Below are 13,601 nucleotides of genomic sequence, written 5' to 3' on the forward strand. Positions count from 1 at the left end.
GGTGCAGGACGGCGACGGCCCGAACGCGCCCGAGAGGTGGTTCACGGCGAGCGCTTGCCAGCAGGACAAGGGCTGGAAGTGGGCGACGGCCGAGCCGGCGGTCGCACGCTGGGGCAATTTGCAATAATGAAGCGGCCAATGTTGCTCGCCGCTTCCTCCCTCCGTCATTAACGACGGAAGGCCCCATCGTCAGCAGTTCCTGGAGGACGCAGTCCACCTTGCGCGCGCAGGGCAGCCCCCGATGACCAGGATGCAGTCCTGATGGGGCTGCATCGTTGAGCACAGCCCCGCGCGATAGATCGCACGCTAGCAGGAGTGATTTAACGTCGCTCTGTACATCGGAGAAGCGGCGACGCCTTCCAATCAATGGTCACGCTAGAGCACACGGGTCGACAGCTCCCGCAAAGCCGAAGCGCGTGTGGATCGACGCTACCTTGCGGCGAACACCGAGACCCCGCCATTGACGAATCCATTTGCGGCGCAACTCGGGCATCCTGCTGGCGATGTCGCCGAAGAGTAGGGAACGAAAATCAGCCCTGTCGCCGGGTCGACTGCAACCGAATGCGCATTGTTACCAGTGTTCAGGCGAGTGACAACCCTGCGGGAACCGGCGTCGACAATGGTTAATACCGGCGTACACGGCGATGCGGCCGAGCAGGCGCCATTCGTCGAGGCATTGCCGGAAGAAGTCCAACGGCTTGCCGCGTTGTAGTAGCGATTGGTGGACACATCGTATTCAAGCTGATCACCTCCACCCGCGTTGAGGGACGCCAGGAGCGCGCCGTTTGAACGATCGATAATCTGCATGAGCAACGGTGCGCCAGTCGTCCCTTCTCGGCAACCGACCGCAATATCGTTCCCAGGCCCGAGCGCCAACCCAGTAGGATCGCAGTTACCTTCCCCATACATTGCGACGCCCGCAAGGGTTGTATAGTTCTGCGTCCCGCCGTTTGGTATTGCGCGAACAGATGCTCCCGGCAGTTTTACGAGTTCACCATGAGGATTCGTCGTGCTGCCGTCTACGTTCACGTAGAAGTTGTCGCTCGTGGCGTCGTACCGGCAGGCTTCGAGTCCGGCAGTGGGTTTACCCGCGTTGTCAGTGAATGTGACCTTTGCCACGACGGTCTGAGTTGCCGTGTTGATGAATGTCGCGAAGGGCGGGTTCTCTTCCGGACTCGAGATCATGAAGATGCCATGGGTCGAATCGAGACAACCTTCATCTGCGCGCACGCCGGTTGTGCTGACCACTATCTTGCTTATCACTGCCCCTGCTGCAGGGTCGACGATCTTCACAGAATTCACGTCCCCCGCATAGATGAGGCTGCCGACAGGCGTCGCGCCGTCCGGACCGGCCTGCGAATTCGGACCGGGTCCAAGTCCCGTAAACGCGAGCGGACCGCTACCCTGGATTGCCTTGACGAACGACTTCGACGGAATGTCGATCTGATCCAGCGAAGCGTTATTTCTGTCGGTAAAAAAGTAATGGCTACCGGAAACGACGCCGATATCAAAGGAAAAGTTGACGCCGGTCTTGATGTTCGGCACGGCAATGTCCGATACATAATGCGGCCCGCTTGTAAGGTTGTCCCCGCCGCCACAGCCCGCAATAACGACCGCCACCGACGCAACCGCCATTGCATTTGCCCAAATGTACCTTCGCATCGCCCACCTCCTTTGATCGTTGAAATATGTCGAGCTTCGTCAATGCGTCCGCAACAGTGGAATCCGCCGCTACAGCATACGCTTTCCATTAAGTAGTCGTCCGTATCGTATTCACCAGGTATCAAACGTGATTTGCTTCAGTTTTTCATAAGGTTTCCGTGGAGCCATTCAATGTCGCGAAGTTCGCCATACCACCATTCTCGGGCTTCGCGCCAAAACCAGCTGGCAAAAGGGCCCGTCGCGGCGAGATGCAATCGGTTAGCACCGGTTTGCACGCCTCCATGAAAGCGCGTTCATTTGCGAGCCGTGAACACGTCGCTCAGCTAACTGCAGTCTGATCAGACGCGCGCCGTCGGAGTCGATTCTGGAATGTGAGCTGAAGGATGCACCGGGCCATTGTCCGGATCAGATCCTATGGAACGACGCGGCGGCCCGCGCACCACGATAGTCGAGCGTGAGGCATCAGGGCTGATACTCCTTGTTCATGCGTGGTTGCATGCAGCATACCGCGGCGCTGGAAGCGCGAGGCAGGACTACGCTTCTTTTGTGTCAAAGATCAGAAGATCTACACCTGCCTGCGCGAAGTTGCCGAGATCTGCCGCAGTCGCCCGGCCTTCGGGCGGGTCAAACGCCGACTTGATGGCGTCGACCGAGTCGAAACGACACTTTACAAGAAGCAAACGGATGCAAGGCGTTCGATAACTACTACGCGTCGACCCATGTGCCACTGGCGAAGACACTGCCGGGCCTGAAAGGTTATGAGATTAGTGCGGGGCCGGTGGCGTTAGCCCAAGGCAACTCGCCCTACCACCTCGTCGCCCATCAGTCGGGTGCATCCTTTCGAGCGGGATGGGGGCGGTGCAGTTTGCTGTCCTGACCATTCAGAGCGGAGTCCACCATGACACCGCTACGTCGACGCATGATCGAGGATATGCGCGTGCGCAACCCTTCCTTGCGGAAGACCGCTGTCGTCGTCATTCGGCCGGCGATCGCGCTCCGCTCGCTCGCAGGATCATGCTCACCACTTCTTCCGTAGTCACCTCGAAGCGCTTCGGCGCTAGCGCGCGCTTGCCGGAGAGCGCGCATATCTGTGCCTCGAAATCGGCATAGTGCTGAGTGGTTGCCCAGATCATGAACAGTAGCGTCGGCGGATCGACGGGCGCGAGCAAGCCTTTGGCAATCCATCGCTCGATCAGCTTCACACGTGTGTCCATCCACGGCTTCACGCGTTCGAGCAGGATCTCTTGCATATGCGCCGCACCGCTGATGATTTCGTTGGCCCACACCTTCGAGCCGAGCGGGCGGCGCCGTGACAGGGCCATCTTGGCGCGTACGTAGCCGCCTATCGCCTCGACCGGATCATCGCTTGCATCGAACAGGTCCGCGGCCGCGTTCCATTCCTCGAACACATCGTCGAGCACGCGCCAGTACAACGCCAGTTTGGTCGGGAAGTAGTAGTGCAGATTGGCTTTCGGCAAGCCTGCGCGCTCTGCAATCAGCGCCGTGCTCGCGCCTTCGAAACCGCGTTCGGCGAACACGGCTTCGGCACAGGCGAGCAGGTGGGATTCATTCGACGCGCGAATCGAGGCTTTGCGCCGACCGCGCTTGTGCGTTGCGTCAGCGGCTGGCAGCGCCGGCGTGGTGCCGCGCGTCCCGAGGGGCGCGGCTCGCGCGGTGGGTTCGTCGTTGCGCATGGTGTTCGGTCCATTCGAAAGAAATGAGAAGCGCGTCGGCCGCGCGCGTGCCGGCTTCATTGTAGCCACGATGCAAGTGCGTCGCGTATTCACCCGCATCGGCAGAAACGCGCAAGTAGGACGTCCGCGTGCTTTTCGCGCACTGCAGCATCAATGGCACGGTTCTCGCTCGTAACTCCGCATTGAATTAGCGAAGTTTATCGTCTAAAACCTGTCCAATCGGACAGGATTAGAAGGGCGGGATTTCAGGAACCGCACAGTCCTACCCAGGCGTGCACCGCGATGGCTCTTCGCGCCCCACGCGGCGGCATGCACGCACGTTTGACGAACACGGACAGGAGGACACGTATGAACGCAGTAAGCGAAGCCGCGCTGACGACCGCGGTCCACGTGAACGGCCAGCGCTTGTGGGACAGCTTGATGGAGATGGCGAAGATTGGCGCCACCCCCAAGGGCGGCGTGTGCCGTCTCGCGCTGACCGACCTCGACAAGCAGGGCCGCGATCTCATCGTGCAATGGGCGAAAGAGGCGAACTGCACGGTGAGTGTCGACCAGATGGGCAACGTGTTCATGCGCCGCGCGGGGCGCAACAACGACCTGCCGCCCGTGATGACCGGCTCGCACGCCGACTCGCAGCCGACGGGCGGCCGCTTCGACGGTATCTATGGTGTGCTCGGCGGGCTGGAGGTGATTCGCTCGCTGAACGATTACGGCATCGAAACCGAGCGGCCTGTTGAAACGGTGATCTGGACCAACGAAGAGGGCTCGCGCTTCGCGCCGGCGATGGTCGCCTCCGGCGTATTTGCCGGCGTGTTCACGCTCGAGTACGGGCTTTCGCGCAAGGACGTCGACGGCAAGACTATCGGCGAGGAATTGCAGCGGATCGGCTATGCGGGCGCAGTGCCGTGCGGCGGTCGCAAGATTCACGCTGCGTTCGAACTGCACATCGAACAAGGGCCGATACTCGAGGCCGAGAACAAAACGATAGGCGTGGTCACCGACGCGCAAGGCCAGCGCTGGTACGAAGTCGTGCTCACGGGGCAGGAAGCGCACGCGGGGCCTACGCCCATGCCGCGCCGCCGCGACGCGCTGCTAGGCGCCTCGCGGGTCGTGCAGCTCGTCAATGAAATCGGCCTGCGTCACGCGCCGCTCGCGTGCGCGACGGTCGGCATGATGCAGGTGCATCCGAATTCGCGCAACGTGATTCCCGGCCGCGTGTTCTTCACCATCGACTTTCGCCATCCGCAGGACGAGGTGCTGGCGCAGATGGACGCAGAGCTGCGCGAAGGCATCGCGAAGATCGCGCAACTGGGCAAGCTCGAAGCCGACGTCGAGCAGATTTTCTACTACGCGCCCGTGCCGTTCGACGAGGCTTGTGTGAAGTCCGTGCGCGCGGCGGCCGAGCGCTTCGGCTATTCGAACCGCGACATCGTGTCGGGTGCAGGTCACGACGCGTGCTATCTCGCGACGGTCGCGCCGACCTCGATGGTGTTCGTGCCGTGCATCGACGGAATCAGCCACAACGAAGTCGAGGACGCGACGATCGAATGGATCGAAGCCGGCGCGAACGTGTTGCTGCACGCGATGCTCGAACGCGCGAGCGAACCCGGCTGACGCCCAACGATTGAACACGAGCGGTCTCAGCGCCGCGCTGTCTTTCCAACGATTCCCCTATACCGGCCGCGCGCATCACGCACACGGCCGGCGGACCCGTGTTTTGCCTCGCAAGGAGCACCCGGATGTCCCAGACCACCTCGAATGCCGCCGACGGCATCGCCCCAGGCCGTCTCAACGCCGAGCAGCTCGGCTGCAATTTTGCCGACGTCGCGCCGCCGCTTTCCGCGAACGCGGCCGTGATCGCGGCCGACCGCTGTCATTACTGTTACGACGCACCTTGCGTGAACGCGTGCCCCACGGGCATCGACATTCCCGGCTTCATCCGCAAGATCGGCAACGGCAATCTGAGGGGCGCGGCGCGCGACATTCTGAGCGCGAACCCGCTGGGCGGCATGTGCGCGCGAGTGTGCCCCACCGAAATTCTCTGCGAAGGCGCCTGCGTGAGAAATCATCAGGATGGCGAGCCGGTTCGGATCGGCGTGCTGCAACGTCATGCCACCGACTTCCAGATGGCGCGCGAAGCCGCCGGCGCGCCGACGCTCTTCAAGCGCGCGAGCGACACAGGCCGTCATGTTGCGGTGGTCGGCGCGGGTCCCGCGGGTCTTGCCTGCGCGCACACGCTCGCGCTGGCCGGGCATCGCGTGAGCGTCTTCGATGCGGGCAAACATCCGGGCGGTCTGAACGAGTACGGCATCGCGGCGTACAAGACCGTCGATGATTACGCACAGCGCGAGGTGCGGTGGCTGCTTTCAATCGGCGGGATAGAACTGCGCCAGCGCCAGCGGCTGGGGCAAGACGTGACGCTGGCGGAACTACGTGCAGCGTACGACGCGGTGTTCATCGGCGTGGGACTTGGCGGCACGCACACGCTGTCCATCGAAGGCGAACTGCTCGACGGCGTGCTCGATGCGGTGGATTTCATCGCAGGCTTGCGCGCGGCCGATGACCTGTCCGGCGTGCCCGTCGGCCGCAAGGTAGTGGTGCTCGGGGGCGGCAATACGGCAATCGACGCCGCCGTGCAAAGCCGCAAGCTGGGTGCTGATCAGGTGACGCTCGCCTATCGTCGCGGCGCGGCGCAGATGAGCGCCACCTGGGCCGAACTGGAATTCGCGTGTACCCAAGGTGTGACCGTGTCCGAGTGGATGAAGCCGTTGCGAATCGTCGGCGACGACACCGCGGTGCAGGCCGTGGAATTCGAGCGCACGAAGCTCGATATGACCGGTGCGTTGCTCGGCACCGGGGAGATCGTGCGCGTCGAGGCCGATATGGTGCTGAAAGCGATTGGCCAGAAGCTCTTACCCGCGGGCCTCGACGGGCTGCAATTCACCGAGGGTGGCGGGCGCATCGCAGTGGACGCGAACGGCGCCACCTCGCTCACGGGCGTTTTCGCAGGCGGCGACTGTGCCGGCCACGCCGGAACCGATCTGACCGTTCAGGCCGTGCAGGACGGCAAGCTCGCCGCGCACGCGATCGACCGCTTCCTTGCGAACCTGTCTGCGAGAGCCGCTTGAGCCGCGCGAAAGCTACATCGAATCCAGCTAAAACGAAGGAGTCGCATCATGGCCGACTTGCGCTGCACGATTGCCGGCATTCAATCGCCGAACCCGTTCTGGCTCGCTTCCGCGCCACCCACCGACAAGGCCTACAACGTCAACCGCGCGTTCGAGGCAGGGTGGGGCGGCGTGGTCTGGAAGACGCTCGGGCTCGACCCGCACGTGGTGAACGTGAGTTCGCGCTACGGTGCGACCACCTGGCGCGGCCAGCGGATCGCAGGCCTGAACAACATCGAGCTGATCACCGACCGGCCGCTCGACGTGAACCTCAAGGAAATCGCGCAGGTGAAGCGGGACTGGCCCGACCGCGCGCTGATCGTCTCGCTGATGGTGCCCTGCAACGAGCATGACTGGAAGTGGATCCTGCCGCAGGTGGAAGCGACCGGCGCGGACGCGGTGGAACTCAACTTCGGCTGTCCGCACGGCATGAGCGAGCGCGGCATGGGCGCAGCGGTCGGACAGGTGCCCGAGTACATCGAAATGGTCACCCGCTGGGTGAAAGAAGGCACGCGCCTGCCTTGCCTCGTGAAACTCACGCCGAACGTCACCGACATTCGTCACGGCGCGCGCGCGGCGATGAAGGGCGGGGCGGACGGCGTCTCGCTGATCAACACGATCAACTCGATCGTAGGTGTCGATCTCGACGTGATGGCGCCGCTGCCCGCCGTGGACGGCAAGGGCACGCATGGCGGCTATTGCGGCCCCGCCGCGAAGCCGATTGCGCTGCACATGGTCGCGGAGATTGCGCGCGACCCGCACACAAATGGCTTGCCCATCTCCGGCATCGGGGGCATTTCCGACTGGCGCGACGCCGCGGAATTCATTGTGCTGGGAGCGGGCAGCGTGCAGGTTTGCACCGCCGCGATGCACTACGGCTTCCGCATCGTCGGCGACATGATCGACGGCCTGTCCAACTGGATGGACGACAAGGGCTACGCCAGCCTCGACACGATTCGCGGCCGCGCCGTGCCCAACGTCACCGACTGGCAATACCTGAACCTCAGCTACGACATCAAGGCACGCATCGATCAGGATCGCTGCATCCAGTGCGGGCTCTGCCACATCGCCTGCGAAGACACCTCGCATCAGGCGATCACCGCCACGCGCGATGGCAAGCGCCACTTCGAGGTGGTCGATGCGAACTGCGTCGGGTGCAATCTATGCATGCATGTGTGCCCGGTCGATCAATGCATCACGATGGAGCGCGTCGATTCGGGCGAGCGCTACGAGAACTGGACCACGCACCCGAACAACCCGGCGCGTGTCGCCGACCCGAAAGCCGCCTGACACGTTGAAGCCGGACCGAGCCGAACCCACGACAAGCGACGGAGAACCCACTTCATGAGCCAACCCTTAGCCGTCGACGCCACTGCGCGCCGCGCCGAAAGCGATCTATACAACGATGACCTCGCGCCCACCGGCGTCGCGCAGCGCACATGGCGCTGGTATCACTTCGCGGCACTATGGGTGGGCATGGTGATGAACATCGCCTCCTACATGCTCGCCGCCGGCCTCACCGAGCAGGGCATGTCGCCATGGCAGGCGGTGCTCACCGTGCTGCTCGGCAATCTGATCGTGCTCGTGCCGATGCTGCTGATCGGTCATGCGGGTACCAAGTACGGCATTCCTTATGCGGTGCTGGTGCGAGCATCGTTCGGCACCCAGGGCGCGAAGCTGCCCGCGATGCTGCGCGCCATCGTGGCATGCGGCTGGTACGGCATTCAATCATGGCTGGGCGGCAGCGCCATCTATACGCTCGCCAACATCCTCACGCACAACGCGCTGGTGGGCGACGCAATGCCGTTTCTCGGCATTTCGATCGGCCAGGCCAGTTGCTTTCTCATCTTCTGGGTGTTGCAGTTGTACTTCATCCTGCACGGCACCGATTCGATCCGCTGGCTCGAAAGCTGGTCCGCGCCGATCAAGGTGGTGATGTGCGCAGTGCTCGTGTGGTGGGCCTGTTCGAGGGCGGGCGGCATGGGCTCGATGCTGTCGCAATCGTCACAGTTCGTTGCCGGCGGCAAGAAGGCGGGCCTGTTCTGGGCGACGTTCTGGCCGAGCCTCACGGCCATGGTGGGTTTCTGGGCGACGCTCGCGCTCAACATTCCCGACTTCACGCGCTTCGCAAAAACGCAAAAAGACCAGTTCGTGGGCCAGGCGATCGGCCTGCCCATTCCGATGGCTTTGCTCTCGGTGGTGTCCGTGGTCGTGACGTCGGCGACGGTCGTGATTTACGGAAGGGCGATCTGGGACCCGATCGATCTCACGAGCCGCATGGAGGGCGTCGGTGTGGGCATCGCGCTCGTGATCCTCACGCTCGACACGATGTGCTGCAATCTCGCCGCGAATCTCGTCGGCCCTGCCTACGATTTTTCGAGCCTGTGGCCCAAGGGCATTTCGTACAAGACGGGCGGCCTTATCACCGCGGCCATCGCCATCGCGATGATGCCGTGGAAGATCCTCGCGACCACGCAGGGCTACATCTTCACTTGGCTGGTCGGTTATTCGGCGCTGCTCGGACCGGTGGCCGGCATCCTGATGGTCGACTACTTTCTGGTTCGCAACACACGCCTCGATACGACCCAGCTCTTCGAGGAAAACGGCGAATACGCGTACTCGAACGGCTGGAACCCGGCGGCCGTGATCGCGCTGATCGCCGGGGTGCTGCCGAACCTGCCGGGCTTTCTGAATGTCGCGTTCCCGAATGTGTTTGCCTCGGTGCCCGACGCGTTCAAAAGCATTTATACCTATGCGTGGTTCGTGGGGCTCGCGATTGCGGCGCTCGTCTACGGCGTGATGATGAAAGTGGGCCGGAGCCGGCGCCCGAGCGTGGCGAGCGCGTGAGCGTTTCAAGCGTCAATGTTCAACTGAAGGAGACTTGGCATCATGGCGATCCTGATTCGAGGCGGCACCGTCGTCAATGCAGACAAGAGTTGGCGTGCGGACGTGCTCTGCGAAAACGGCGTGATCCAGAGCGTCGGTGAAAACCTCGACGCGCCTGCGGGCGCGACCGTGGTCGACGCCGGCGGTCAATATGTGATGCCTGGCGGCATCGATCCGCACACGCATATGGAACTGCCCTTCATGGGCACGACCGCCAGCGACGACTTCTACACGGGCACCGCGGCGGGGCTTGCGGGCGGCACGACATCCATCATCGACTTCGTGATTCCCAACCCGAAGCAAGCGCTGATGGATGCCTTTCGCGAGTGGCGCGGCTGGGCCGAAAAAGCCGCTGCTGACTATGGCTTTCACGTGGCGGTGACGTGGTGGGATGAAAGCGTGCATCGCGACATGGGGCTGCTCGTGAACGAGCACGGCGTGTCGAGCTTCAAGCACTTCATGGCCTACAAGAACGCGATCATGGCGGACGACGAGATCCTCGTGAACAGTTTTGCCCGCTCGCTCGAACTGGGCGCGCTGCCCACCGTGCATGCGGAAAACGGCGAGCTCGTATTTCAATTGCAACGCCAGTTGCTGGCGCGCGGCTTCACGGGTCCGGAGGCGCACCCGCTGTCGCGGCCGCCCGAAGTCGAAGGCGAGGCAGCGAATCGCGCGATCCGCATCGCCCAGGTACTGGGTGTGCCGGTGTACATCGTGCATGTGTCGGCGAGAGACGCGCTCGAGGCGATCACGCGCGCGCGCAGCGAAGGTCAGCGCGTATTCGGCGAAGTGCTCGCGGGGCACCTGGTGATCGATCAAGCCGTTTATCGCGACCCGGACTGGACGCGCGCCGCCGCCCACGTGATGAGCCCCCCGTTCCGTACGCAGGAGCATCGCGACGCGCTCTGGCGCGGACTACAGGGCGGGCTGCTGCATACCACCGCGACTGACCATTGCGTGTTCTGCGCTTCGCAGAAAGCCATGGGCCGCCATGATTTCACGAGGATCCCGAACGGTTGCGGCGGCGTCGAGGATCGCATGGCGGTGTTGTGGGATCAAGGCGTGAACACCGGCCGGCTCACGCCGAACGAATTCGTGCGCGTTACCTCCACCAATGCCGCGCAAATCTTCAACCTCTACCCGCGCAAGGGCACGGTGGCCGTCGGTGCCGACGCCGATCTCGTCGTATGGGATCCCGAGGCCACGCGCACCATCTCGGTCAAAACGCATCATCAGAACGTGGACTTCAACGTGTTCGAGGGCATGACGGTGCGCGGCGTGCCGACCCACACCGTCTCGCAAGGCGAACTCGTTTGGGTAGACGGCGACCTGCGGGCGCGGCGAGGCGCCGGACGTTACCTGAAGCGTCCCGCGAATCCCGGCTATGTGCAGGCGTCGCGCCTCGCGAACAGCCTGAAAGAGACGCAGCCCGTGCATCGCGACGGTGACGCACCACAATAAAAGCGGCGACGCCTTGAGGCACAACAGGAAAGGTCCAGCGCTCGACGCGCAGGATTGGTGTAATGCGCCGGTTTGTACGGCGGATTTACGGCGGCGGTGCCGGGGTGCTGATTGCACGGCGGTAAGCGATTCTGAAAGGATATTCCCGGCGACCGTGTTGCCAAAACAGTGCTCCTCGAAGCCGAGCACGGTTATGTGGCCGTCGCGCTGCCGTCAACGCCGTGATCGTGATCATGCGTTCGATCGGGCGGTTCTGGCGGACGAGAGAAAATGTCACGCCGAGGCGACTGGCGAGCACCTGCGGTTCAGGTTCGACGGTTTCCATAGGAGGCAAGGACGGCGGTTCTGATCAGGTCACGATGATTCTTGCACAGGTTATGCATTTCAGGCGCGGGCGAAGTTGGCGAGTTGGACGTCATAGCGCGCCGCTTCGGACTGGATGGAAGCCAGTGGTTTCCAACGCCGGTTGCGTCCTGACTACCGGCGTCTGTCACTAGCAAAAGCCTCCCCGATCTGCCTGGCCCGCTTCACCTCATCACTGTGCAGATAGATCGACGTCGTCGACACGGACGCGTGCCGCAGGTTGTCCCGCACGGTGGTCAGTTCCGCGCCGCGCCCGAGCGCGTGCGTCGCGTGGGTATGGCGCATCCAGTGGGGACTTGCGCGACGCAGTTTTTCCGCCAGCGGCGGATGATTGGCTTCGATAGCCTGCGCGGCAAGCAGGAAGAAGCGCCTGAGCACACCCCAGAGCCGTGCGCTGCTGATCGGGCCTTCGCTGAACGCGTGCGACGTGTCCAGCACGTTCACGCCGCTGAATCCCGTTGAAATCCTCGCGGGTGCCGCCACGCACAGCGGCACGTCTGCGCGCGCGTCCCCCTGGGGTGCCCTCGTCCGCCCCTTTCTTTCCTCGCCTCACCCCCTCGCTCCCCCGTTCAGGGGATGTTCCGCCCCCTTGTCTGAGCCGAAGATGACGTCATTCGGGATGTCACTGTCCACCAAGTAGTACGACAAATCTGTGCCAGCCCGCCATCCCCTTTCAGACTCAAGGAGAGATTGATGCAGGACGACGACCAGAAAGCGGCGACTTCGGCCCATGCCTATCCGCTGTTGATCAAACAACTGCTGCATACGCCGTGCGTTCAGGCGCCGGACCAGGAGATCGTCTACCGCGGGCAGCTGCGGATGACCTATTCGACGCTTCGTGAGCGCATCGCGCGCCTCGCCAGCGGCCTGAAGGGGCTCGGCGTACAGCATGGCACCACGGTCGCTGTAATGGACTGGGACAGCCATCGCTATCTGGAGTGTTACTTCGCCGTGCCGATGATGGGCGCCGTCCTGCAGACGGTCAATGTGCGTCTTTCGCCCGATGAAATCGCGTACACGATCGACCATGCCGGCGCCGAGGTGCTGCTCGTGCACACCGACTTTCTGCCGGTCGTCGAATCGATCAAGGACAAGCTCGAGAACGTGCACACCTTCGTCTATATCGACGAGCCGGACAGCGTGGCCGCCGCACATTCGATCGACTTCGTGGCGGAATACGAAGCGATGCTGGCGCAGAGCGAAGCGCACTACGACTTTCCCGACTTCGACGAGAACACCCGCGCCACGACGTTCTACACGACGGGCACGACCGGCCTGCCGAAAGGCGTCTACTTTTCGCATCGTCAACTCGTGCTGCATACGCTCACGCTGATGGCGGCGCTGGCGAGTCCCGTGTCCGGTCAGCGCTTCCATCGCGGCGACGTGTACATGCCGCTCACGCCGATGTTCCATGTGCACGCGTGGGGCATGCCCTATATCGCGACGGTCATGGGCGTGAAGCAGGTTTATCCGGGCCGCTACATGCCGGAGCGCCTGCTGCACCTGGTGCGCGACGAAGGCGTCACATTCTCGCACTGCGTGAGCACGATTTTGCACATGCTGCTCAACAACACCGAGTCCGAGTCGGTCGACTTGAGCAAGTGGAAGATCGTGATTGGCGGCGGAGCCTTGCCGCAGGGTCTCGCGCGTAGTGCGCTCGAGCGCGGCATCGACATCTTCGCCGGCTACGGCATGTCCGAGACGGGCCCCGTGCTGAGCCTCGCACAACTGCCGATGGGCAGCGAGGCGGTCGATCTCGACGAGCAGGTGCGTCTGCGCTGCAAGACGGGCTTCCCGGTTCCGCTCGTCGATCTGCGTATCGTCGACGAGGAGATGAACGACCTCCCGCGCGACGGCAAGACCAGTGGCGAGATCGTCGTGCGCACCCCCTGGCTCACGCAGGGCTACCTGAAGAATCCCGAGGCCTCGCAGCAGCTCTGGGCCGGCGGCTATCTGCATACGCAGGACATCGCCAATATCGACCCGACCGGCAATCTGCAGATTACCGACCGCATCAAGGACGTGATCAAGTCGGGCGGCGAGTGGGTGTCCTCGCTCGAGATCGAAAGCCTGATTTCGCTGCATGCAGCCGCGGCCGAAGTGGCGGTCATCGGCATCAAGGACGAGAAGTGGGGCGAGCGTCCCGTGGCGCTCGTCGTGCTCAAGCCCGGCGCCAAAGCCAGCGAGAACGACATCAAGCAGCACGTTATGACGTTCGCCACGTCGGGCCGGATCTCGAAGTACGCCGTGCCGCAGATTGTCAAGTTCGTCGATGCACTGAAGAAGACGAGCGTCGGGAAGATCGACAAGAAGTGGCTGCGCGAGCAGTTCGCCTGATCGGTCATTGAGAAGGGTTAAAAGAGGAATA

8 protein-coding genes and 3 pseudogenes are annotated in these 13,601 nt (G+C 63.0%); 7 read left to right on the forward strand and 4 right to left on the reverse strand.

What is annotated here, in order from left to right; translation table 11 throughout:
- Positions 1-429 precede the first annotated feature (429 nt).
- On the reverse strand, positions 430-1,662 hold the full coding sequence (locus AB3X86_RS35015; RefSeq protein ID WP_368599496.1) for a hypothetical protein: 1,233 nt from the start codon (positions 1,660-1,662) through the stop codon (positions 430-432).
- A 533-nt stretch (positions 1,663-2,195) separates the two neighbouring features.
- Positions 2,196-2,324 (reverse strand): annotated as a pseudogene (locus AB3X86_RS35020) (EthD family reductase); the annotation flags it as partial.
- Positions 2,325-2,350: 26 nt separating this feature from the next.
- Here AB3X86_RS35020 and AB3X86_RS35025 point away from each other — a divergent pair.
- Positions 2,351-2,482, forward strand: a pseudogene (locus AB3X86_RS35025) (EthD family reductase); the annotation flags it as partial.
- A gap of 154 nt (positions 2,483-2,636) precedes the next feature.
- On the opposite strand, the gene AB3X86_RS35030 reads toward AB3X86_RS35025, so the two are convergent.
- Complete coding sequence (locus AB3X86_RS35030; RefSeq protein ID WP_368599497.1) at positions 2,637-3,356, reverse strand: TetR/AcrR family transcriptional regulator; 720 nt, start codon at positions 3,354-3,356, stop codon at positions 2,637-2,639.
- 348 nt (positions 3,357-3,704) lie between these two features.
- Between AB3X86_RS35030 and AB3X86_RS35035 the strand changes: the two genes are divergently transcribed.
- The 5 genes from AB3X86_RS35035 (at position 3,705) to hydA (ending at position 10,870) form a co-directional block, all read left to right on the forward strand.
- A complete protein-coding gene (locus AB3X86_RS35035) occupies positions 3,705-4,970 on the forward strand; it encodes a Zn-dependent hydrolase (protein WP_368599498.1) in 1,266 nt (421 codons plus the stop codon).
- A gap of 125 nt (positions 4,971-5,095) precedes the next feature.
- Positions 5,096-6,484 (forward strand): NAD(P)-dependent oxidoreductase, encoded by a 1,389-nt coding sequence (locus AB3X86_RS35040; RefSeq protein ID WP_368599499.1) that lies wholly within the window; start codon positions 5,096-5,098, stop codon positions 6,482-6,484.
- 48 nt (positions 6,485-6,532) lie between these two features.
- A complete protein-coding gene (gene preA, locus AB3X86_RS35045) occupies positions 6,533-7,813 on the forward strand; it encodes an NAD-dependent dihydropyrimidine dehydrogenase subunit PreA (protein WP_368599500.1) in 1,281 nt (426 codons plus the stop codon).
- A 54-nt stretch (positions 7,814-7,867) separates the two neighbouring features.
- Positions 7,868-9,370 carry an NCS1 family nucleobase:cation symporter-1 gene (locus AB3X86_RS35050; protein WP_368599501.1) on the forward strand — a complete coding sequence of 501 codons (1,503 nt, stop codon included), beginning with the start codon at positions 7,868-7,870 and terminating at the stop codon, positions 9,368-9,370.
- Between the two features lie 42 nt (positions 9,371-9,412).
- Positions 9,413-10,870 carry a dihydropyrimidinase gene (gene hydA / locus AB3X86_RS35055; RefSeq protein WP_368599502.1) on the forward strand — a complete coding sequence of 486 codons (1,458 nt, stop codon included), beginning with the start codon at positions 9,413-9,415 and terminating at the stop codon, positions 10,868-10,870.
- 477 nt (positions 10,871-11,347) lie between these two features.
- Here the strand turns inward: hydA and AB3X86_RS35060 are convergent.
- A pseudogene (locus AB3X86_RS35060) lies at positions 11,348-11,635 on the reverse strand (tyrosine-type recombinase/integrase); the annotation flags it as partial.
- Between the two features lie 291 nt (positions 11,636-11,926).
- On the opposite strand from AB3X86_RS35060, the gene AB3X86_RS35065 reads away from it, so the two are divergent.
- On the forward strand, positions 11,927-13,570 hold the full coding sequence (locus AB3X86_RS35065; protein WP_368599503.1) for a fatty acid--CoA ligase: 1,644 nt from the start codon (positions 11,927-11,929) through the stop codon (positions 13,568-13,570).
- Positions 13,571-13,601 lie beyond the last annotated feature (31 nt).

This window comes from Paraburkholderia sp. BR14374 (assembly GCF_040948685.1).
GTDB lineage: Bacteria > Pseudomonadota > Gammaproteobacteria > Burkholderiales > Burkholderiaceae > Paraburkholderia > Paraburkholderia youngii.